The sequence below is a fragment of the Vibrio sp. Vb0667 genome (assembly GCF_033391095.1).
On sequence record NZ_JAWPOL010000026.1, the window covers coordinates 34,431 to 54,875 of the forward strand.

23 protein-coding genes are annotated in these 20,445 nt (G+C 46.3%); 15 read left to right on the forward strand and 8 right to left on the reverse strand.

Annotation, left to right across the window (positions count from 1 at the left end; all coding sequences use genetic code 11):
• The first annotated feature begins 16 nt into the window (after nt 1–16).
• Complete coding sequence (gene astD / locus R8269_RS18635; RefSeq protein ID WP_258476756.1) at nt 17–1,474, forward strand: succinylglutamate-semialdehyde dehydrogenase; 1,458 nt, start codon at nt 17–19, stop codon at nt 1,472–1,474.
• Between the two features lie 248 nt (nt 1,475–1,722).
• Nucleotides 1,723–2,514: a DUF1338 domain-containing protein gene (locus R8269_RS18640; protein ID WP_005381426.1), complete on the forward strand. Its 792-nt coding sequence runs from the start codon at nt 1,723–1,725 to the stop codon at nt 2,512–2,514.
• A 136-nt stretch (nt 2,515–2,650) separates the two neighbouring features.
• Here R8269_RS18640 and crp read toward each other — a convergent pair whose 3' ends face one another.
• The 6 genes from crp to R8269_RS18670 form a co-directional block, all read right to left on the reverse strand.
• Nucleotides 2,651–3,283: a cAMP-activated global transcriptional regulator CRP gene (gene crp / locus R8269_RS18645; RefSeq protein WP_005381432.1), complete on the reverse strand. Its 633-nt coding sequence runs from the start codon at nt 3,281–3,283 to the stop codon at nt 2,651–2,653.
• A gap of 240 nt (nt 3,284–3,523) precedes the next feature.
• The gene (locus tag R8269_RS18650) at nt 3,524–4,393 is read right to left on the reverse strand and encodes a phosphoribulokinase (protein WP_005381434.1); all 870 of its coding nucleotides are present in this window, start codon (nt 4,391–4,393) and stop codon (nt 3,524–3,526) included.
• Between the two features lie 143 nt (nt 4,394–4,536).
• Nucleotides 4,537–4,749 (reverse strand): YheU family protein, encoded by a 213-nt coding sequence (locus tag R8269_RS18655; protein WP_005382815.1) that lies wholly within the window; start codon nt 4,747–4,749, stop codon nt 4,537–4,539.
• Nucleotides 4,750–4,782: 33 nt separating this feature from the next.
• Nucleotides 4,783–5,790 (reverse strand): hydrolase, encoded by a 1,008-nt coding sequence (locus tag R8269_RS18660; RefSeq protein ID WP_017821747.1) that lies wholly within the window; start codon nt 5,788–5,790, stop codon nt 4,783–4,785.
• Nucleotides 5,791–5,877: 87 nt separating this feature from the next.
• The gene (locus R8269_RS18665; RefSeq protein WP_005382813.1) at nt 5,878–6,366 is read right to left on the reverse strand and encodes a TIGR02444 family protein; all 489 of its coding nucleotides are present in this window, start codon (nt 6,364–6,366) and stop codon (nt 5,878–5,880) included.
• A complete protein-coding gene (locus R8269_RS18670; RefSeq protein WP_042523641.1) occupies nt 6,363–8,282 on the reverse strand; it encodes an ABC transporter ATP-binding protein in 1,920 nt (639 codons plus the stop codon). Before R8269_RS18670 ends, R8269_RS18665 begins: the two co-directional genes overlap by 4 nt.
• Nucleotides 8,283–8,491: 209 nt before the next feature.
• On the opposite strand from R8269_RS18670, the gene kefG reads away from it, so the two are divergent.
• The 5 genes from kefG to R8269_RS18695 all read left to right on the forward strand — a co-directional run bounded on the left by kefG (nt 8,492) and on the right by R8269_RS18695 (nt 12,816).
• Complete coding sequence (kefG, locus tag R8269_RS18675) at nt 8,492–9,085, forward strand: glutathione-regulated potassium-efflux system ancillary protein KefG (protein ID WP_005381444.1); 594 nt, start codon at nt 8,492–8,494, stop codon at nt 9,083–9,085.
• Entirely contained in the window at nt 9,069–10,865 is a 1,797-nt protein-coding gene (kefB, locus tag R8269_RS18680) for a glutathione-regulated potassium-efflux system protein KefB (RefSeq protein ID WP_017633740.1), read from the forward strand. The genes kefG and kefB overlap by 17 nt, the downstream gene beginning before the upstream one ends.
• A 33-nt stretch (nt 10,866–10,898) precedes the next feature.
• Nucleotides 10,899–11,099, forward strand: coding sequence for a YheV family putative zinc ribbon protein (locus R8269_RS18685; protein WP_005381449.1), 201 nt, complete (start codon nt 10,899–10,901; stop codon nt 11,097–11,099).
• Between the two features lie 92 nt (nt 11,100–11,191).
• A complete protein-coding gene (gene slyD, locus R8269_RS18690) occupies nt 11,192–11,743 on the forward strand; it encodes a peptidylprolyl isomerase (protein WP_005381451.1) in 552 nt (183 codons plus the stop codon).
• A 131-nt stretch (nt 11,744–11,874) separates the two neighbouring features.
• On the forward strand, nt 11,875–12,816 hold the full coding sequence (locus R8269_RS18695) for an isoaspartyl peptidase/L-asparaginase family protein (RefSeq protein ID WP_031812779.1): 942 nt from the start codon (nt 11,875–11,877) through the stop codon (nt 12,814–12,816).
• Between the two features lie 83 nt (nt 12,817–12,899).
• Here R8269_RS18695 and R8269_RS18700 read toward each other — a convergent pair whose 3' ends face one another.
• Complete coding sequence (locus R8269_RS18700) at nt 12,900–13,127, reverse strand: SlyX family protein (protein ID WP_005381455.1); 228 nt, start codon at nt 13,125–13,127, stop codon at nt 12,900–12,902.
• Nucleotides 13,124–14,110 carry a WD40 repeat domain-containing protein gene (locus R8269_RS18705; RefSeq protein WP_065274920.1) on the reverse strand — a complete coding sequence of 329 codons (987 nt, stop codon included), beginning with the start codon at nt 14,108–14,110 and terminating at the stop codon, nt 13,124–13,126. Before R8269_RS18705 ends, R8269_RS18700 begins: the two co-directional genes overlap by 4 nt.
• A 128-nt stretch (nt 14,111–14,238) precedes the next feature.
• On the opposite strand from R8269_RS18705, the gene fkpA reads away from it, so the two are divergent.
• From fkpA to fusA, 8 genes are all read left to right on the forward strand, one after another.
• Nucleotides 14,239–15,021, forward strand: coding sequence for an FKBP-type peptidyl-prolyl cis-trans isomerase (fkpA, locus tag R8269_RS18710; RefSeq protein WP_017821751.1), 783 nt, complete (start codon nt 14,239–14,241; stop codon nt 15,019–15,021).
• A 143-nt stretch (nt 15,022–15,164) separates the two neighbouring features.
• Entirely contained in the window at nt 15,165–15,887 is a 723-nt protein-coding gene (locus tag R8269_RS18715; protein ID WP_005382804.1) for a transcriptional regulator, read from the forward strand.
• Nucleotides 15,884–16,279 (forward strand): sulfurtransferase complex subunit TusD, encoded by a 396-nt coding sequence (gene tusD, locus R8269_RS18720; protein WP_017821752.1) that lies wholly within the window; start codon nt 15,884–15,886, stop codon nt 16,277–16,279. Before R8269_RS18715 ends, tusD begins: the two co-directional genes overlap by 4 nt.
• Nucleotides 16,276–16,632, forward strand: a complete 357-nt coding sequence (gene tusC / locus R8269_RS18725; protein ID WP_054702275.1) for a sulfurtransferase complex subunit TusC — start codon at nt 16,276–16,278, stop codon at nt 16,630–16,632. The genes tusD and tusC overlap by 4 nt, the downstream gene beginning before the upstream one ends.
• Before the next feature lie 7 nt (nt 16,633–16,639).
• Nucleotides 16,640–16,915: a sulfurtransferase complex subunit TusB gene (gene tusB, locus R8269_RS18730; protein WP_258476755.1), complete on the forward strand. Its 276-nt coding sequence runs from the start codon at nt 16,640–16,642 to the stop codon at nt 16,913–16,915.
• A 177-nt stretch (nt 16,916–17,092) separates the two neighbouring features.
• Nucleotides 17,093–17,467, forward strand: coding sequence for a 30S ribosomal protein S12 (gene rpsL, locus R8269_RS18735; RefSeq protein ID WP_004399892.1), 375 nt, complete (start codon nt 17,093–17,095; stop codon nt 17,465–17,467).
• Between the two features lie 101 nt (nt 17,468–17,568).
• Complete coding sequence (gene rpsG / locus R8269_RS18740) at nt 17,569–18,039, forward strand: 30S ribosomal protein S7 (RefSeq protein ID WP_005382796.1); 471 nt, start codon at nt 17,569–17,571, stop codon at nt 18,037–18,039.
• A gap of 75 nt (nt 18,040–18,114) precedes the next feature.
• Nucleotides 18,115–20,214 (forward strand): elongation factor G, encoded by a 2,100-nt coding sequence (fusA, locus tag R8269_RS18745; RefSeq protein ID WP_005382794.1) that lies wholly within the window; start codon nt 18,115–18,117, stop codon nt 20,212–20,214.
• Nucleotides 20,215–20,445: the final 231 nt, after the last annotated feature.

Genomic DNA, 20,445 nt, shown 5'->3' on the forward strand with positions numbered 1-20,445 from the left:
TTTAAGGATAGAAACAATGACACATTGGATTGCAGGTGAATGGGTACAAGGTCAGGGTGAAGCATTTACGTCTCTGTCGCCGTACAACCAAGAAGTGATCTGGCAAGGCAAAGGTGCAACGGCAGAGCAGGTGAACCAGGCGGTATCTGCAGCGCGTGAAGCGTTTATTGACTGGAAAAAGCGTCCATTTTCAGAGCGTGAGGCAATCGTGTTGGCTTTTGCGGAGAAAGTAAAAGAGAACAGCGAAAAAATCGCCGAAGTGATTGCCAAAGAAACTGGTAAGCCGATTTGGGAAACGCGCACTGAAGCAGCAGCCATGGCAGGTAAAATTGCCATTTCGACTCGCGCTTATCATGACCGTACTGGTGAGGCGAGCCGTGAAGCAGCAGGCAACCAAATCGTATTGCGCCACCGCCCATTGGGCGTGATGGCGGTGTTTGGTCCTTACAACTTCCCAGGCCACCTACCAAATGGTCACATTGTGCCAGCGCTACTGGCTGGTAACACGGTAGTCTTCAAACCGTCTGAGCAAACGCCATGGACGGGTGAATTGGCAATGAAGCTATGGGAAGAAGCCGGTCTGCCGAAAGGCGTGATTAACCTTGTTCAAGGCGCGAAAGAAACTGGTATCGCCCTCGCTGACGCTAAAGGCATTGATGGCGTACTGTTTACGGGTAGCGCGAATACGGGGCATGTATTACACCGTCAATTTGCTGGTCAACCGGGCAAGATGCTCGCACTAGAAATGGGTGGTAATAACCCGATGGTGATCTCTGATAAATATGGTGATTTGGATGCCACGGTTTACACCATCATCCAGTCAGCGTTTATCAGTGCTGGGCAGCGTTGTACGTGTGCTCGTCGTTTGTATGTGCCATTGGGTGAAAAAGGCGATGCGCTTATCACTAAGCTCGTCGAAGCGACACGCAATATTCGCGTAGACCAACCATTTGCAGAACCTGCGCCATTTATGGGACCGCAAATTTCGGTCGCGGCAGCCAAGTTTATTCTTGATGCACAAGCTAATCTACAGTCTCTTGGCGGTGAAAGCTTGATTGAAGCGAAAGCAGGAGAGGCGGCGTTTGTTTCTCCTGGCATCATTGATGTAACGAACATTGCTGAGTTACCAGATGAAGAATACTTCGGCCCACTTCTGCAAGTGGTGCGTTACGAAGGGTTAGACAAAGCCGTGGCGCTAGCAAACGATACGCGCTTTGGCTTATCTGCTGGTTTGGTCTCAACCGACGACCAAGAATGGGAATACTTCGTTGACCACATTCGTGCAGGTATCGTGAACCGTAACCGCCAGCTCACTGGTGCAAGTGGTGATGCGCCATTTGGTGGTCCGGGAGCGTCGGGTAACTTGCGCCCAAGCGCTTACTACGCAGCAGATTACTGTGCGTACCCAATGGCATCAATGGAAGGTCAAGAGACTGTCTTGCCTGCAACATTGAGTCCAGGTGTAGCGCTATAAGTTTTAATAATAGAGTCGCAACTATGCATTGCGGCTCACCTTGCCGGCGCATCATTTAGGTATGGGTTGTAGTGATCGTTGGCAGAACACGAAAAGTGAGCAAAGACTCGGAAAAGCGTGTTGACTGACTGGCATTTACCGTCACAGGTTGATGGTTGCTCGTTCATTATTCTGGACAACTTTTGTTGTGAACGAGCAGCCAACTTCCGCTTACCTTTAAACTCTACATCTCGTAACAAGGAGTCGTTATGACGCCCGATGTGTTATTTGAATCGCTATGGCAAGATTACATTCAACGTCTTTGCCCTTCGGCTGCTAAAGTGCATCAGCTGCTTCAAGAAGATGAGCCTCTGATTAATGATCATATAGCTTTACGTACCTTCAATATCGCGCCTCTTGGTATTGAAACTCTAGCTAAGCCATTTGTAGCTATTGGTTACAAGGCGTGTGGTGATTACGTTTTCGAAAGCAAAAAGCTGGTTGCTAAGCACTATGAGCACCCAGATCCGAAGCAACCTAAAGTATTTATTAGTGAGCTAAAAGTTGAAGAGTGCTCGTCTGAGCTACAAGAGATTGTGAAAAATTTGGTGGCACAAGTCGATGCTGACAAGCTGAACGATAGCGCATTCTTACATGGTGGACGCTTGTGGGATTTAAGCTTTGCTGATTACCAAACGTTGGCTAAAGAAAGTGAGTACGCATCTTGGCTTGCGGCGCATGGTTACGGAGCAAACCACTTCACGGTGAGCGTTAACCAGCTCAATGAATATGAAGAAGTGAAGCAGGTAAACGATCATCTGCGTACCGCTGGGTTTACCATTAATGAAAATGGTGGTGAAGTGAAGGGCACTCCTGAGGTGTTGCTAGAGCAGTCATCGACCATGGCAGATAAAGTAGCGGTTCGTTTTAGCGAAGGCACTGAAATTATCCCTGGCGGGTTTTATGAATTTGCTAAGCGCTATCCGATGGAAAATGGTGATTTGTACCCAGGTTTCGTGGCCGCTTCAGCTGACAAAATCTTTGAAAGCACGAATGGCTAAGTTTTAGGGTTAACCTGTTAAGCTTACTCATTAGTGTTCGCTGCACCCTATCTCATTTGGTCATGAGTAAATAAAAAGCCACCAATGTTGCCATTGGTGGCTTTTATAATTTTGTTCGTGTCACTCTAGTTCGAGATTAACGAGTACCGTAAACCACGATGGTTTTACCGTGAGCAGAGATTAGGTTCTGCTCTTCTAGCATCTTCAAGATACGACCTACTGTCTCACGAGAACAGCCAACAATTTGACCGATTTCTTGACGAGTGATCTTGATTTGCATGCCGTCTGGATGAGTCATTGCGTCTGGTTGTTTTGCAAGGTTCAGAAGCGTCTGAGCGATACGACCAGTTACGTCTAGGAACGCCAGGTCACCCACTTTTTGGCTAGTTACTTGAAGACGACGAGCCATCTGCGCAGAAAGACGCATTAGGATGTCTGGGTTTACTTGGATAAGCTGACGGAACTTCTTGAAAGAAATTTCAGCAACTTCACAAGGAGATTTAGCACGAACCCAAGCTGTGCGCTCTTGGTCTTCCTCGAATAGACCAAGTTCACCAATAAAGTCTCCTTGGTTTAGGTAAGAAAGGATCATCTCCTTACCTTCTTCGTCTTTGATAAGAACCGCAACAGAACCTTTAACGATGTAGTACAAAGTTTCTGCCTTTTCGCCCGCGTGAATTAGCGTGCTCTTTGAAGGGTACTTATGAATATGACAGTGTGAAAGAAACCACTCTAATGTTGGGTCGGTTTGAGGTTTACCTAGAACCATAATATCTCACTTCCTCTGCAGGGTACGCTTGCGCTATCCATATTTTAGCTAAGCCTGAATTAGGCCTACTAGAATAAGAGCACTTTTTATATGCTGCAAGCTCTCTTGTGTTTCGGTAAGAAATAGTATCCTTTTTCGAAAACGATTTCTTGATTTTAATCGTGCCATGATTGAGATTTTGTAAGCAAAACTGTGCACATGATCACGGTATGAAAAGTAAACATCTTCGCAGGCAGGTTTTTAGCCAATTTTCCCTGTTTCGATGAGCTGTTGTAGGATAGGCCGAACTATGAGCTCCATTGCAAAGCTCATCTTACCGCCGGGTACGACAATCGTGTTGTGGCGTGACATGAATGAGCCATCAATCATGGCCAGCAGATATGGGAAGTCGACATTCTTGATACCGCGTAGGCGAATCACCACAAAACTCTCATCCAAACTAGGGATGCCTTTTGCATTAAGTGGGTTGGAAGTATCAACGGTCGGTACGCGCTGGAAGTTGATGTGAGTACGAGAAAACTGCGGAGTGATATAGTTGAGGTAATCGTCCATGGATCGCACGATTGAGTCCATTACCGCTTCACGCGAATGGCCGCGATCGCGAGTGTCACGTACGAATTTTTGTATCCACTCTAAGTTCACAATCGGCACCATGCCGATTAAGAAATCCACATGTTGAGCAACATTAACATCGCCATCGACCACGCCACCATGTAACCCTTCATAAAACAGCACGTCGCTGTTTTCGGGTAAGTCTTGCCACGGTGTAAACGTGCCTGGCATTTGATTGTAGGGAACCGCTTCGTCAAACGTGTGCAGATAACGGCGCACGCTGCCAGTGCCGTCATGCCCGAACTTACGGAAAAACTCTTCTAATCCCGGGAAGTCATTAGCTTGTGGGCCAAAGTAGCTAATGTGTCGACCTTGCTCGCGGGCTTTGCGAATTTCGATGTCCATTTCTGGGCGAGTAAAGCGATGGAAGCTATCGCCTTCAACCCATGCGGGTTTAACGTTCATCATATTGAACATTTTACGGAAGGCTTCAGATGTAGTGGTCGTGCCGGCACCGGACGAACCAGTAACCGCAATAATTGGGTGTTTAGCTGACATGACAAACCTTGTCGAAAATTACTTACCTGTAATGTGCAGTAGAGTTACTACTGCACGGTCGATATCCCACTATAGCACGTAACAATACCTTAGCACGTAACAATACCTTGTCATCGAGTGGGATACGGTAAAATGTGAAGGGTCTAAAATTTTGTTTTATGCTGAATATCGACGGTTTCGTGTAGCTCAGAGAACACGATAACCGCTTCACCTTTTTCCAATTGAGCTTTAACTTGATCAATTTTGTCTTGCAAAGAAACCTCGACGGTTCCGTAATCCGTTCCTTCGCGTAAGACGAATTCACGAATTAAGTTTTCCAATGTTTCCGGCGCAATGTCTTGCCATGGAATGATCATAAATACCTCTAACTTTTATGATGAGCGGCTAGTTTACTGCGTTCGTTGCTTGGATACAGCAGAAAGGTAATCTGCGGCGATACTTTCGTAATACGCAGGCAGCGCTTCCTCCAACCAAAACTTAGGTTTTAACGCCGTTCCTGTCAGGAAGCCAACATGGCCGCCGTGCTCAAAGAGACGGTAATCAATGTTATCTGGCAGAACAAACTTCGGGATCACATCGTCGGTCATGAACGGATCGTCTTTGGCATGGATGATCAGTGTCGGTAGCGTGATTTGCTGTAGTTTACTTAAGCCAGAGCATTGGTCGTAATAATCTTGTGCGTCTTTAAAGCCGTGCAGTGGTGCCGTGATCAAATCATCGAATTCATACAATCGTGTGACACGTTTTATTGAGTTGTAAGACAAAGCGAGCTCGCCATGCAACAAGTGATGTTTTTGCAACGCGTTGCGTTTGAGTGAAGAGAGTAGGTAACGGCGATACACTTTCGAAAAGCCTTGTTCAATACGGTTTGCACACGCTGCTAGGTCTAAAGGCGCTGAGATAATAGTCGCTGCATTCAAAATAGGGTGGTCTTTATATTGGGCTAAATAATTCGCCAACATGTTACCGCCAAGAGAAATACCAACCGCAACTTTGGGGTGATCAGGAAAACGTTGTTCAAGGTGCTCTAGGAAGTAACGAGCATCCGTCACTTCACCCGAATGGTAAGCTCGTGCTTTTTTGTTTGGTTTACCGCTGCAGCCACGAAAATGCATCATCACCGACAGCCATCCAGATTGAGCAAATGCATTCATTAACCCATTGGCATAAGGGCTATAGAAGCACCCCTCTAACCCATGAAATAAAACAAAAATCGGCTTTTTTTGTGCAGGCTCTTGGGTTGGGTCCTCGCTCCACGCGAGATCGAGAAAGTCGCCATCGGATGTATCGAGGGTTTGCCAAATCGGCGTAAACAACGCTTTTTTGCGAATAAAACGCGGCAAAAGCGTTTGGAGATGCGGGTTTTTGATCCCGGCGGCTGCGAAAAATTGTGTCATACCTAACTGCTCTTATGCGGTCCTTCGGTGTCCGTTGAAGAACTTATTAATATAATCCTTTATAAAGATTATAGGTATTCTACAGATTTATGGGCGTTTTGGTGGTTGAATGTTTGGCACCGGCATAGCAAAGGCTTGCTGCAAATGCTCCCCACCGAGTTGACGACAGTATCTCAACGTCAGTGGGTCACCATCATTTTTGAGTAGTGCAAGTGAGTTAATGCAGTCCACCAAATCCGCTTGTTGCTGCTTTTCTAGTTGCAGCTCAAACTGCAAGGTCTCACGATACAAAGCGTCATTGACTTGAGACTTAAGGTGGCGACGAAGGTCGCGAAAGGAGTGAAGTAAAGTTTCGCTCCTACCTAGACAGTCTTGCACCAAGGGCCAGTCTTTTTCTTGGAAAATGAGTTGCTGCTCATCGAGCCATCTGAGCAGCAGGAGTAGGTTCACGTTACCGTGGTAGTTGTTCTGTAATGATAAACACGCCTCTTTCACTTCTCGCACACCATAAAATTGCAGACTAAACTGCCAAAGGTGTTCTAGGGTGAGTGTGTATTCAGCGTGTTGATTACTCATTGATTAAACTCTAGCTCCATCTGCTCCAACGTTTCTTGAGCAGACATCCATTCCATTTCAATTTCTTCGAGCTCAGCTTTACTGGAAGCTTGAAGTGCCAGCACTTGGTTAAGTTTAGCTTTATTTTCGGCCGCATACAGTGAGTTGTCCGCCAATTGTTCTTCAGCTTCGGCCAGTGCAGCACCTAACTTATCCATTTTATTTTCTAGTTGTGTCAGCGTTTTGCGAATTGGCGCTGTCTGTTTTCGAAACTCTGCATCGCGACGTTTTTGCTCTTTCTTCGCAGCTGCGCTGTTGGCCGTATCTTTGCTTGGCTGCGCAGCCTGCGCTTCTTTGCGTTCCGCTCTTTGTTGTTCGGTTAACCATTTATAATAGTCATTTAAATCACCGTCGAACGGAGCAACTTGTCGATCATGCACTAAATACAAGTCATCGGTCGTAGCGCGCAGTAAATAGCGGTCGTGCGAAACAATCACCATCGCACCTTCGAATGTTTGCAGTGCCATCGTAAGTGCTTGGCGCATGTCCAAGTCTAAGTGGTTGGTCGGTTCATCAAGTAGCAACAGGTTTGGCTTTTGCCACACAATTAAAGCCAATACCAAACGGGCTTTTTCGCCACCAGAAAACGGCGCAACTTTTTCTAGTGCTTTGTCACCTTGGAAGCCAAAGCTACCTAGGTAATCACGTAGCTGCTGTTCGGTTTGATCGGGTGCGATTTGCATCATGTGTTGCAGCGGCGTTTCTTCAGGATGAAGCGTTTCTAACTGGTGCTGAGCGAAGTAACCAATTTTCACGCCTTGTGAGTAAGTTAGGTCACCACCTTGCGCGTTAAGTTCACCAGAGAGCAGCTTGATTAAGGTCGATTTACCCGCACCATTACGGCCGAGTAGACCAATACGACTGCCAGGAACCAAGTTTAAGCGGATCTTCTCTAAGATGAGGTTGTCACCGTAACCTGCAGATACTTCATCCATCATCATGATTGGGTTTGGCAGCGCAGCTGGCTCACGGAATTGAAAGCTAAATGGGTTATCGAATTGAGCTGGCAGTACTTTTTCCATGCGCTCCAAAGCTTTGATACGGCTTTGGGCTTGGCGTGCTTTTGATGCTTTGTAACGGAAGCGGTCGATGTAGCTTTGCATGTGCGACATCTGCTTCTGTTGCTTTTCAAACATCGCTTGTTGCAGCACCATCTTTTGTGCGCGTTGGTTTTCGAATGACGAGTAGTTACCCGTGTATTCGTTCAGCTGCTGATTCTCGATGTGAATGATGCGACCAACAATTGGATCAAGGAAGTCACGGTCGTGCGAGATCAGAATCAGCGTGCCAGGGTAGTTTTGTAGCCAACGCTCTAACCACATTACCGCGTCCAAATCCAAGTGGTTGGTTGGTTCGTCGAGTAGCAGTAGATCAGAACGACACAATAGCGCTTGAGCCAAGTTAAGACGCATACGCCAACCACCCGAGAATTGGGTCAAACTCCAACTCATTTGCTCTTGGCTGAACCCTAAACCATCGAGCAGTTCTGCCGCGCGAGCGCGAATGCTGTAACCACCAATGGTTTCAATTTTACCGTGTATCTCGGCAACTAGGGTTCCGTTGTCTTGTGTTTCTGCTTCAGCTAACTGCTTTTCGAGAGCGCGGTATTCGCGATCACCATCAATGACGTATTCCAGTGCAGTGCGCTCTAGCGCAGGCGTTTCCTGTGCGACCCAGGCCAACTCCCAATGTTGAGGTTGGCTAAATGAGCCTGCATCAATTGACAGTTCATCTTTCAGTAGGGCAAACAGCGTTGATTTACCGCAGCCGTTTTTGCCCACAAGACCGACTTTATCGCCAGGGTGAATAGTCGCAGATGCTTGGTCTAAAAGAGGTTTACCGCCACGCAGTAACTGAATATCAGAGAAGGTAATCATAAAGTTTTCATTCACTTTGCGCAGTGCGCGTTGCTTGGTTACATAGCGAAGTGGTTTCAATCGTTTTTAAAGCCACTTGGGTATATATCTAGCGGTGAATAGTAGGGGTATTGACCGGAAAAGTCGATTGATTCGCTTTAATTGCATTATGCTGTACAAAAAAGTATAACAATTTGATAACGGATAAAAATAACCACAAGGACGACCATTTGGCTGTTGCACCGTCTATTCTCCCAAAAGTTCTGGTCATTTATGCTCATCCAGAGCCACATAACTCGATTGCCAATCAAGTGATGATAAAAAAAGCTCAGTCGCTTGATCACGTCACTGTGCACGATCTTTACGGTGTTTACCCTGATTTCTTTATTGATGTGAATTACGAACATGAGTTGTTGCTCGCTCACGATGTGATCGTATTTCACCACCCACTTTATATGTATTCATGTCCAGCCCTATTAAAAGAGTGGCTAGACCGAGTGTTAGGTAAAGGCTTTGCGTTTGGCGGAGGTGCGGCGCTAGAAGGAAAATACTGGCGCAGTGTCATTACAACAGGTGGTAAAGAAGAAGCCTTCAGCGCGAAGGGGTACAACAAATACCCACTTGAGCAAATCTTGCAACCGTTTGAACTGACGGCAGCCCTATGCCAGATGCACTGGATTGAACCACTGGTGTTGTATTGGTCAAGAAATGTTTCAGATATTGAACGCTACGAACATGCCGAGTTATACCGTGGATGGCTGAGTAACCCACTTGAAAACTGGCAAGCGGCAGATCGAGGAGGTCAGTATGGCGATCACCAGTGAGTTTCTTCAAAGCAGTGTGGTCTTTCTTTCGGCTGCGGTTATTGCGGTGCCGATTGCTCAGCGCCTTGGGCTTGGCTCGGTTTTAGGTTATTTACTCGCTGGTGTGTTGATTGGCCCATGGGGGCTTGGCTTAATTAGCGACGTTGATGCCATTTTGCATTTTGCCGAGCTTGGGGTTGTGTTGTTACTGTTTTTGATAGGGCTGGAATTAAACCCTAAAAAATTGTGGCAGATGCGAGGGCCGATTTTAGGTTTAGGCGGTGCGCAGGTTGTGGTCACGACCGCCGTGATTGGTAGTGTCGTCAGTATGTTTGGCGTAAGCATGCAAGTGAGTTTGGTGATCGGGATGGGGTTGGCGCTGTCCTCGACGGCGATTGCGCTTAAAGTCATTGAAGAGCAAGGGCTTAATGGTACCGAAACGGGGCAATCTGGTTTTGCGGTGCTGCTCTTTCAAGATATTGCAGTGATCCCGATGCTGGCGATGTTGCCCTTGCTAGCAGGCGGGCATAGTGGTGGAAGTTGGTTGGATGTCTTCACTATTTTAGGCAGTGTGGTAGCACTGTTGATTGGAGGTCACTTTTTACTACGTCCGCTATTTCGTTTTGTCGTGATGAGCGGCGTTCGTGAGCTCTTTACCGTTGCTGCACTTTTAGTCGTGCTTGGCATTTCGGTCGTGATGCAAAAGCTTGGCCTTTCGATGGCATTGGGGACTTTTTTAGCAGGCGTTTTGCTGGCAGAGAGTGAGTATCGCCATGAGCTGGAAATCGCTATCGAGCCATTTAAAGGTCTGTTGTTGGGGTTATTCTTTATTGCGGTGGGCATGGCGGTAAACTTGGGGTTATTGGCATTACACCCTTTAGAGATTCTCGGTGCGGTGGTGGCTTTGGTCGTGGTTAAGGGTTTGGTTTTGTATGCATTGGCGAGAGCTGCCCGTGTCGGAGCCAAAGCGAGAAGCCGTATGGCTGCAATTTTGAGCCAAGGCGGTGAGTTTGCCTTTGTCATATTTACCGCGGCGAGCCAAGAGGGCATTTTGTCCAAAGAGCAAGTGGCGTTTCTGTTGGTGGTGGTCAGTCTATCCATGGTGACGACTCCTCTTTTGCTGATGGGACAAAAGAAGTGGTTTGCTCATACCCTGAATCAAGAAGAAGAGGGCATGACCACGAAAGTCGTGGATCGCCGACCACGCGTTATCATTGCAGGCTTTGGACGTTTCGGTCAGATCGTCGGACGTTTAATGTATGCCAATAAAATCAAAGTGACAGTATTAGAAAGTGATGCCAGCCAAATCCACCTATTACGTAAGTATGGTTACAAAGTGTTTTATGGCGATGCTACACAAATTGACCTATTGAGGGCTGCTGGCGCTGATAAAGCGGAAGCATTGATTATTTGTACTGATTCACCTGATGAGGTGATGGCCATCGTGGACATTTGTCGCGTGCACTTCCCGAAACTTAAGTTGTTAGCCCGAGCAAGAAGCCGTGTCGAGGCTTACCAGTTAATGAGTCATGGTGTAGAGAATTACTCTCGTGAAACATTTTTAGGGGCGCTAGATCTCGGTCGCCAAGCGCTCGTAGAACTGGGTATGCATCCTTATCAAGCAAAGCGGGCAGAAGCACATTTTCGCAAGTTAGATAATGCTATGCTTAAGGACTTATTGCCTCAACACAATGAAGATAAGAAATTAGCTCAAAGAGCGAAAGAGGCCCGCAAAGAGCTAGAAGAAATATTTGGTCGTGAAATGGAGAGCGACCATCAGTCACCTAATCATTGGAAGTAGTACTTGAGCCAAGACTCAAGCTAAGGAAATAGCGTGAAAATCAAGAAACGTTTTATTGCCGGCGCTAGCTGCCCAAATTGCAGCCAGCAAGATACCCTGCGCTGGTGGATTGAAAATAACATCGAATTAGTTGAGTGTGTCGAGTGTGAGTTTACAGAGCAGCGTAAACCACAATCTGTAGAGAAAAATAAACACTCAGATCAGGAAATGATCGGAATTTTTAAGCCGGAGTAATTGAACTTCGATAATTGATCCCCATAATACACCCAGATATCTCAGTACTTAACCCCATTCAGGTTAAGTCAATTAATCTCCCTGGAGTTAGTATGAAAATTGAAAAGAACGTTGTTGCAAGCCTTGCATACAAAGTAATGATGGAAGACGGTGTCGTTGTTGATCAATCAACAGCAGAAGCACCTCTAGATTACCTTCACGGTCACAACAACCTAATCACAGGTCTTGAAAAAGAACTTGAAGGTAAAGTGGCTGGCGACAAGTTCTCAGTAACGGTAGCTCCTGAAGAAGCTTACGGTGAGCACAACGATGCGCTAGTACAGCGCGTTCCTGCGGACGTGTTCCAAGGCGTTGAGCAAATCGAAGTGGGCATGCGCTTCCTAGCTGACACTGACCAAGGTCCAATCCCTGTTGAAGTAACAGAAGTTGACGGCAACGAAGTGGTTGTTGACGGTAACCATATGTTAGCTGGTCAAACACTAACTTTCGAAGTAGAAGTTATGTCTACACGTGAAGCAACAGCAGAAGAGATCGAACACGGTCACATCCACCAAGGTGGTGGCTGTTGTGGTGGTCACGATCATGACCACGATCACGAAGAAGAAGGCGGCTGCTGTGGCGGCGGTAGCTGTGGTTCTCACTAATCATAAGCTCCTTCACTAGATAATCTTATCTAGCAAAGCTTTGAAAAGCGCAAGTTGAGTTTTCAACTTGCGCTTTTTGTTTATCTAAGGTGTAGTGCCAACCATACAAGGAATAACAGTTGGACAAAGTGATGACGAAACCTTTCTCGATTGCCATTCATGGTGGTGCGGGCACCATCTTGCGTGAACAGATGAGCGATGAGCTGCAACAATCCATCTTGGCGGATTTAGAAGCTGCGGTAAAAGCGGGACATCAAATTCTAGACACGGGCGGTGAAGCCTTAGATGCCGTCGTAGCGGCAGTGAAAGTATTGGAAGACTCTCCTAACTTTAATGCGGGTAAAGGCTCAGTGCTGACCAACAACGAAATGGTTGAAATGGACGCTTCTGTGATGGATGGGCGAAACCTTGCAGCAGGCGCGGTCGCTGGGGTTCGTCATATCAGAAACCCAATTGAGCTCGCTCGTGACGTGATGCGAAACAGCAATCATGTGCTGTTGGTGGGTGAGGGCGCAGAGAAGTTTGCTTTTGAGCAAGGCCATGAGTATACCGAGCAAGATTACTTCTTTACTGATCGCCGTTATGAGCAGTTGCTGTCTATGCGTGAGAAAGGACTGTTTGCTTTGTCGGAATCTCGTTACCCAGATGACCGTAAGCACGGTACGGTTGGTGCGGTAGCGTTAGATCAACAAGGCAACTTAGCCGCTGCCACCAGTACGGGTGGCGTGACGAATAAGAAATACAACCGAGTCGGAGATTCGGCTCTTATTGGTTGTGGTACGGTGGCCGAAAATGGCGTCGTGGCAGTTTCCACTACGGGTGTCGGCGAGTTCTTTATTCGTAAACGTGTTGCGGAAGACGTTGCAGCACGTATGCGTTACTTACAAGAAGATATTCATACGGCTTGTGAACACATTATCCAAGGTGATCTCAAACAGATGGGCGGAGAGGGCGGTTTGATTGCCATTGATGCTAAAGGTGAGATGCACTTTGCGATGAACAGTTCTGGCATGTACCGAGCAGGCATTAATACGCAAGGCGAGCTGAGCGTTAAAATCTACGCCGACGAATAGCTTCCTCTTGAGTACCTTCTTAAGTAATTAATACAACAAAGCCCAGAACATGTTCTGGGCTTTATGCTATTTGAGCCTGCATTTTAATAATGCGGTGGTGGGGTTTCTTCTGACGGATCGGCTAAATTCGACGAGTCCATATTTTTTACTTTACCTACCACATATTTCATCTGATCGAGCATCTTGGTAATTTGCAGTTGTTGCTGCGATAAAGCTCCGTTCAGATCTTCAATAGTCTGTTCTTGGAACGCAAGCTGACATTCTAAGTCATTAATGCGTGCTTCCAATTGCTGAATGATTTTTTCTGTCATGATCCGTTCTCTAACTGCCAAGCTTGGGCAATACCTGCTGAAGTAGCAGTAATTACGCGTTGTTTTGAATCAAAGGCTGCATCATACACGACCGCACGGGGAGGGCGAGTGTCTTTTTTGGGCTCCACTTCAAATCCACTCATTCGTTTTCCGGTTTGAGTATCCCATATCGACACACGGCCAGAAGGGCTTCCTGTGACTAGTTGAGTCCCGTCGTCAGAAAATCGTGCGGTAGAGAAAATTAATTGGCGTGACCAACTGCTCAACTGTGTGACTTCTTGTCCAGTTTTTAAATTCCAAACAATCGCTTGGTTTCCGCCATCAGATGTCATTGCTAATTTTCCATCTCTTTGCAGGGCCACGCGAACAATTCGTTGTTCATGTTCGAAGGTTCGTAGTACTTGTCCGGTTTCGGTATCCCACAGATACGCTTTATAGTCATTACCTCCGGTTAGGGCGAAGCGCCCATTAGGAGAAATGGCCACGGAATTGACTTTTTCACGATGCGCAAGGAACTCCATGCGACGCCCGGTGACTAAGTTGACATAAATTGCTTTACCGTTGGATAACCCAAGCAGAACTTGTTCACCATTACTGGTGATATCAACGTCGCGAATGAGCGCATCAGAGATAGACCAAAGGCCTTCGGATTGCGTCCAGCCTAGGTCCCAAACTGCGAAGTTCATTTGGCTTGCTGTAATTGCGTAGCGACCATTGTCAGATATGCGGATATGGGAAACCACATTGGCATCGGCATCGAGTTCACCCAGGTTGGCTAGTTGTTCATTTTGCTCTAGGTCCCACAACATCAAATGACGTTGTTGAGAATAGAGCAGAGCAAACCGTCCATCTCTGCTAAGTGCGAAGCTCGTCGCACCTTGAGGTTCTATCGGCCAACGCTGCACTTCACGCTCGGCGAAAAAGCAACCATTTAACGTGGTGATGACAATTAAATATAGGAATAAATGAGAAATTCTTTGCATCACATCTAATAATCCGGTTTGTGTCTTAAGACATATAGCTAGTATATTGGTATAACGATTGTCTTCACTAGTCTCATAGAAGATTTGTGCACAACAACCAATGGCAGAGCCATTATTGGGAGAATTTAATGAAATCAGTTTTAAAAGTGTCGCTACTTGCTGCAACAGTTATGCTAGCGGTAGGTTGTCAGAAAGAAGAAACTAAAACAGAAACCGCACCTCAAGCAGAACAAGTTCAAGCAGAAACCGGTAAAGCGGTTCACTTTAAAACCGACGACGACAAAGCGGCATACGCAATCGGTGTTTCATTTGCTAACTACCTAAGCACAAGCATCGACAAGCCAAGCGAAATCGGCATTAATCTTAACAAAGATTTGGTACTAAAAGGTATCGAAGACGTCTTCAAAGGCAATGCTGAATTGAATGAAGAAGAAACACGTGCAGCACTAGAATCTCTAGACAAGCGTGTTGCAGAAAAGATGCAAGCACAAGCGGCTGAGAAAGCAGCTGAAGCGAAAAAAGCTGGCGATGATTTCCGAGCTGAGTTTGAGAAGCAAGAAGGCGTAGTGAAGACAGATACAGGTCTTCTATACCAAGTAATGACACCAGCTGAAGGTGAGAAGCCAAAAGACACTGATACGGTTCAAGTACACTACAAAGGTACTCTGATCGACGGTACTCAGTTCGACAGCTCATACGATCGTGGTGAACCTGCAACGTTCCCACTTAACCGTGTAATCCCTGGTTGGACAGAGGGTGTTCAGCTAATGCCTGTGGGTTCTAAATTCAAATTCGTTATCCCGCCAGAGCTCGCATACGGTGACCAAGACACACCAAGCATTCCTGCTAACTCAACGCTAGTATTTGAAGTTGAGCTGCTAAAAGTTGAGAACGACAACGCAGAGCAATAACAATAAGCTGCGATAAGTTATTGAAAAAGGTCCGTTTAACGGGCCTTTTTTGTTCTAGGTCACTAGTTGGTGAGTTTGCTAGGTTGCTTTTCAAATTTTCTGATAAACTTACACCAATTTGTTGATTTTTCGCTCGAAGGCTTATGACAACTACAGAAACAATAAACGCGGAGATGTTGCTCGAAATGGAATCCGTTAACGTGATGCCGTTTACCGAGCACGACAAAATCATTTTAAGATCTTATGAGGCGGTCGTGGATGGTATCGCCAGCCTGATAGGTCCATTTTGTGAAATCGTTCTTCACTCTCTAGAAGACTTAAATACCTCTGCAATTAAAATCGCTAACGGTGAAAACACGGGGCGCCAAGTCGGCTCACCAATCACCGATTTAGCGCTTAAGATGCTAAAAGACATCGAAGGCTCGGAGCGCAACTTCTCACGTTCGTACTTTACCCGTGCAAAAGGTGGCGTGTTGATGAAGTCGATTACTGTCGCCATTCGTAATGGCGAAAATCGCGTGATTGGTTTGTTGTGTATCAACGTCAACTTGGATGCGCCTTTCTCGCAAGTCCTTCAGTCTTTCATGCCGACGCAAGAAGCGAAAGAAGCGGCTTCCTCGGTCAACTTTGCTAGTGACGTAGAAGAGCTGGTGGACCAAACTGTTGAACGCACCATCGAAGAGATCAATGCGGATAAATCCGTGTCTAACAACACCAAAAATCGCCAGATCGTGATGGAGTTGTACGACAAAGGTATCTTCGATATTAAAGATGCCATCAACCGTGTCGCGGATCGCCTTAATATTTCAAAACACACCGTTTACTTGTACATTCGTCAACGTAAAACCGAGGATGATGAAAGGTGAGTAAACTGACTTACACGTTAGTGGTGAATGGTCCCGTTTATGGCAGCCAGTCAGCGCGCAGTGCTTATCAGTTCGCCAAAGCGGTGATAGAGCAAGGCCATCAGCTAGTGAGCGTCTTCTTTTATCAAGATGGTGTGACTAATGGTACTGCTTTGAGTGTGCCAGCCAACGATGAATTTGATCTCAATAAGGCGTGGCAGTCTTTGGCTAAAGAACATGGTGTTCGCCTAGAAACTTGTGTCGCGGCCGCTTTGCGTCGCGGGATTGTAAGTGAAGAAGAAGCGAATCAACATGGTTTGGTTCAGAACAATCTAGCCGATGGTTTTGAACAAGCAGGCTTAGGTAGCCTAGCTGAAGCGATGTTAACCCAAGACAGAGTGGTACAGTTTTGAGTCAGTTAACTTATCTATTTCGTAGTGCGCCACATGGCTGTGCAGCTGGTCGTGAAGGTGTGGATGCACTGTTAGCTGCGTCGGCTTACTGTGAAGATATCAGCGTCATTTTCATGGGTGACGGGGTATACCAGCTTCTACTCGGACAAGACCCCAACAATATTTTGAGTAAAGATTACGCGCCGATGTTAAAGCTTTTCGATTTATACGACATCGAACAAGTCTTTGTGTGTTCAGAGTCGTTAACCCAGCGAGGTTTGGCGCAAGCGGATTTAGTCATTGAAGCCCAAGCGTTAAGCTCAGAACAGCTCAAAGATAAGTTACAACACGCTGGCAAGCTACTGTCTTTTTGAGGAAGTTATGTTACACATCATAAAAACAGTCTCTGCTCTAGAAGACGCTATGCCTTTATGCAGTGAACAGGATGACATCTTACTTATAGAAGATGCAGTGTACGCTGCTAACTCGCAACATAAAGCATTTTCCCACCTAAACAACCGCAGCGTATTTGTGTTAGAGAGCGATACTCAAGCTCGCGGTATTGCAAATCGTATCAGTCCGTCGCTGACGATTGTGAATTACTCAGGCTTCGTTGAACTAACAGCAAAACAGGATAAATCCCTAACTTGGGATTGAACAAGATTTGCTGTCGACAAAGCTTTACGGATGAATTGTTCTAATTGAACAAAAAAGATCCGTATATTTCTTGACACACCTCTCACTGCTGCATAGAATTTTGCGTCCCTAACTGCATTGGCAGTTGGGGATAGATTTTTCACAAAGCTTACTTTCAAGTAAATCAGGAGCTAGTTAATGGCAACTATTAACCAGTTGGTACGTAAGCCACGTGCAAAGCAAGTTGTTAAAAGCAACGTGCCTGCACTAGAAGCGTGCCCACAAAAACGTGGTGTATGTACTCGTGTTTACACTACTACACCTAAAAAACCTAACTCAGCACTTCGTAAAGTTTGTCGTGTACGTCTGACAAACGGCTTCGAAGTTACATCGTACATCGGCGGTGAAGGTCACAACCTTCAAGAGCACTCAGTTGTTCTAATCCGTGGTGGTCGTGTTAAAGACCTTCCAGGTGTGCGTTACCACACTGTTCGCGGCGCACTAGACTGTGCTGGCGTAAATGACCGTAAACAAGGTCGTTCTAAGTACGGTGTGAAGCGTCCTAAGTCTTAATGGATTCCGTTAAGTAAGGCCAAACACTAAATTATTTTTAATTTTTTGAAAAAACTGAAAAGTTTTGGATAAAACCTGAAGAAGACAACGGAGATAAATCCATGCCACGTCGTCGCGTCATTGGTCAGCGTAAGATCCTTCCAGATCCAAAATTCAAATCTGAATTGCTGGCAAAATTCGTTAACATCCTAATGGTTGACGGTAAAAAATCTACTGCAGAGAAAATCGTTTACACTGCACTAGATGCTATGGCTGAAAAGTCTGGTAAAGACCACTTAGCTATTTTTGAAGAAGCTCTTGAAAACGTTCGCCCAGCGGTAGAGGTTAAATCTCGCCGTGTTGGTGGTTCAACTTACCAAGTACCTGTAGAAGTACGTCCGGTTCGCCGTAACGCACTTGCTATGCGTTGGTTGGTTGAAGCTGCGCGCAAGCGTGGTGAAAAATCTATGGCTCAACGCCTAGCTGCTGAAATGCTAGACGCGTCTGAGAACAAAGGTACTGCGGTTAAGAAACGTGAAGACGTTCACCGCATGGCTGACGCAAACAAAGCGTTCGCTCATTACCGTTGGTAATACCTTCTGTGCTGCGAGGTTCTCTCGCAGCACTTTTCTATACTCTAAGGTACACCTTAGTAAGAGGATACAATCGTGGCTCGTAAAACTCCTATTGAGCTCTACCGTAATATCGGTATCTGTGCTCACGTAGATGCAGGAAAAACAACCACAACTGAGCGTATTCTGTTCTACACTGGCCTTTCTCACAAAATCGGCGAAGTTCACGATGGTGCAGCAACCATGGACTGGATGGAGCAGGAGCAGGAGCGTGGTATCACTATCACATCCGCTGCGACTACTACATTCTGGCGTGGTATGGAAGCACAGTTCCCTGAGCATCGCGTAAACATCATTGATACCCCTGGACACGTTGACTTTACTATCGAAGTAGAGCGTTCTCTTCGTGTACTTGATGGTGCTGTGGTTGTGTTCTGTGGCTCATCTGGTGTTGAACCTCAGTCTGAAACTGTATGGCGTCAAGCAGACAAATACCACGTTCCACGTTTGGTATTTGTAAACAAGATGGACCGTGCGGGCGCAGACTTCCTACGCGTTGTGAACCAAATTAAGAATCGTCTTGGTGCGACTCCTGTTCCAATCCAGCTGAACGTTGGTGCGGAAGATGAGTTCAGAGGTGTCATCGACCTTATCAAGATGAAAATGATCAACTGGAATGATGCCGATCAAGGCACTTCGTTTACTTACGAAGACATCCCAGCTGACATGATTGAACTTGCTGAAGAGTGGCGCAACCACATGGTTGAATCCGCTGCTGAAGCTAGCGAAGAGCTGATGGACAAGTACCTTGAAGAAGGTGAATTGACTGAAGCTGAGCTCAAACAAGCTCTACGTACTCGCACACTAAATAACGAAATCGTACTGGCTACTTGTGGTAGTGCGTTTAAGAACAAAGGTGTTCAAGCGGTACTGGATGCAGTAGTTGAGTTCTTGCCATCGCCTGTTGACGTACCTGCAATTAAAGGTGTCGACGAAAGAGAAAATGAAGTTGAGCGTCATGCTGACGACAACGAACCTTTCTCAGCGCTAGCGTTTAAGATTGCGACTGACCCATTCGTGGGCACGCTAACTTTCATGCGTGTTTACTCCGGTGTTGTAAACTCGGGTGACGCTGTTTACAACTCAGTAAAAGAGAAGAAAGAGCGTTTCGGTCGTATCGTTCAGATGCATGCGAATAAGCGTGAAGAAGTGAAAGAAGTTCGCGCTGGTGATATTGCAGCTGCTATCGGTCTGAAAGACGTAACAACAGGTGACACACTGTGTGATCAGAACCACAAAGTGATTCTAGAACGCATGGAGTTCCCTGAACCAGTTATTCAGATTGCTGTAGAGCCTCGTTCTAAGGCAGACCAAGAGAAAATGGCTATCGCGCTAGGTAAACTAGCTGCGGAAGATCCATCATTCCGCGTGGAAACGGACGACGAATCAGGTCAGACTCTGATCTCAGGTATGGGTGAACTTCACCTAGACATTATCGTTGATCGTATGAAGCGTGAATTCAGCGTTGATTGTAACGTTGGTAAACCTCAGGTTGCTTACCGTGAAACCATTCGTGGTAAAGCGGAAGTTGAAGGTAAGTTTGTTCGTCAATCAGGTGGTCGTGGTCAATACGGTCATGTTTGGGTCAAACTTGAGCCTTCTGAGCCTGGTGAAGGTTTCGTATTCGTAGACGAAATCGTGGGCGGTGTGATTCCTAAGGAATACATCAGTTCGGTATCGAAAGGTATCGAAGAGCAAATGAATAGTGGTGTTCTAGCGGGTTACCCTGTACTAGATATTAAAGCTACACTATTTGATGGTTCTTACCACGATGTAGACTCAAGCGAGATGGCGTTTAAGATCGCTGGCTCGATGGCATTCAAGAAAGGTGCACTAGAAGCACAACCTGTGATTCTAGAACCTATGATGAATGTCGAAGTAACCACTCCGGAAGACTGGATGGGTGACGTTGTTGGTGACCTAAACCGTCGTCGCGGTATCATTGAAGGCATGGACGAAGGTGTGGCTGGTCTTAAGATCATCCGTGCTCAAGTACCACTATCCGAAATGTTCGGTTACGCAACTGATCTACGTTCTGCAACTCAAGGCCGTGCGTCTTACTCTATGGAGTTTCACGAGTACGCTGAAGTGCCGAAAAACTTCGCAGATAAAATTATTGCAGAGCGTGGTTACTAATTGACGATTGAACTGCAAAAAGTTTACGACTTTTTGCGAGATCAGGGCGTCCAAATATTGCGCTAACGGGCGTTGGCGCATAAAATAACAATTTCTGGCGCGTCGTCGATCAATAATGATCACGACGAATCATAACTAGGAAGGAACACGATCGTGTCTAAAGAAAAATTTGAACGTACGAAACCGCACGTTAACGTTGGTACTATCGGCCACGTTGACCACGGTAAAACA

Coding starts and splice junctions, on each gene's coding strand:
- R8269_RS18640 (WP_005381426.1), top strand. CDS start 1,723: ATGACGCCCGATGTGTTATTTGAATCGCTATGGCAAGATTACATTCAA.
- fkpA (WP_017821751.1), top strand. CDS start 14,239: ATGAAATCAGTTTTAAAAGTGTCGCTACTTGCTGCAACAGTTATGCTA.
- R8269_RS18695 (WP_031812779.1), top strand. CDS start 11,875: ATGACGAAACCTTTCTCGATTGCCATTCATGGTGGTGCGGGCACCATC.
- R8269_RS18700 (WP_005381455.1), bottom strand. CDS start 13,127: ATGACAGAAAAAATCATTCAGCAATTGGAAGCACGCATTAATGACTTA.
- R8269_RS18670 (WP_042523641.1), bottom strand. CDS start 8,282: ATGATTACCTTCTCTGATATTCAGTTACTGCGTGGCGGTAAACCTCTT.
- rpsL (WP_004399892.1), top strand. CDS start 17,093: ATGGCAACTATTAACCAGTTGGTACGTAAGCCACGTGCAAAGCAAGTT.
- R8269_RS18650 (WP_005381434.1), bottom strand. CDS start 4,393: ATGTCAGCTAAACACCCAATTATTGCGGTTACTGGTTCGTCCGGTGCC.
- R8269_RS18715 (WP_005382804.1), top strand. CDS start 15,165: ATGACAACTACAGAAACAATAAACGCGGAGATGTTGCTCGAAATGGAA.
- R8269_RS18705 (WP_065274920.1), bottom strand. CDS start 14,110: ATGCAAAGAATTTCTCATTTATTCCTATATTTAATTGTCATCACCACG.
- astD (WP_258476756.1), top strand. CDS start 17: ATGACACATTGGATTGCAGGTGAATGGGTACAAGGTCAGGGTGAAGCA.
- crp (WP_005381432.1), bottom strand. CDS start 3,283: ATGGTTCTAGGTAAACCTCAAACCGACCCAACATTAGAGTGGTTTCTT.
- R8269_RS18665 (WP_005382813.1), bottom strand. CDS start 6,366: ATGAGTAATCAACACGCTGAATACACACTCACCCTAGAACACCTTTGG.
- tusB (WP_258476755.1), top strand. CDS start 16,640: ATGTTACACATCATAAAAACAGTCTCTGCTCTAGAAGACGCTATGCCT.
- R8269_RS18655 (WP_005382815.1), bottom strand. CDS start 4,749: ATGATCATTCCATGGCAAGACATTGCGCCGGAAACATTGGAAAACTTA.
- kefB (WP_017633740.1), top strand. CDS start 9,069: ATGGCGATCACCAGTGAGTTTCTTCAAAGCAGTGTGGTCTTTCTTTCG.
- rpsG (WP_005382796.1), top strand. CDS start 17,569: ATGCCACGTCGTCGCGTCATTGGTCAGCGTAAGATCCTTCCAGATCCA.
- slyD (WP_005381451.1), top strand. CDS start 11,192: ATGAAAATTGAAAAGAACGTTGTTGCAAGCCTTGCATACAAAGTAATG.
- R8269_RS18660 (WP_017821747.1), bottom strand. CDS start 5,790: ATGACACAATTTTTCGCAGCCGCCGGGATCAAAAACCCGCATCTCCAA.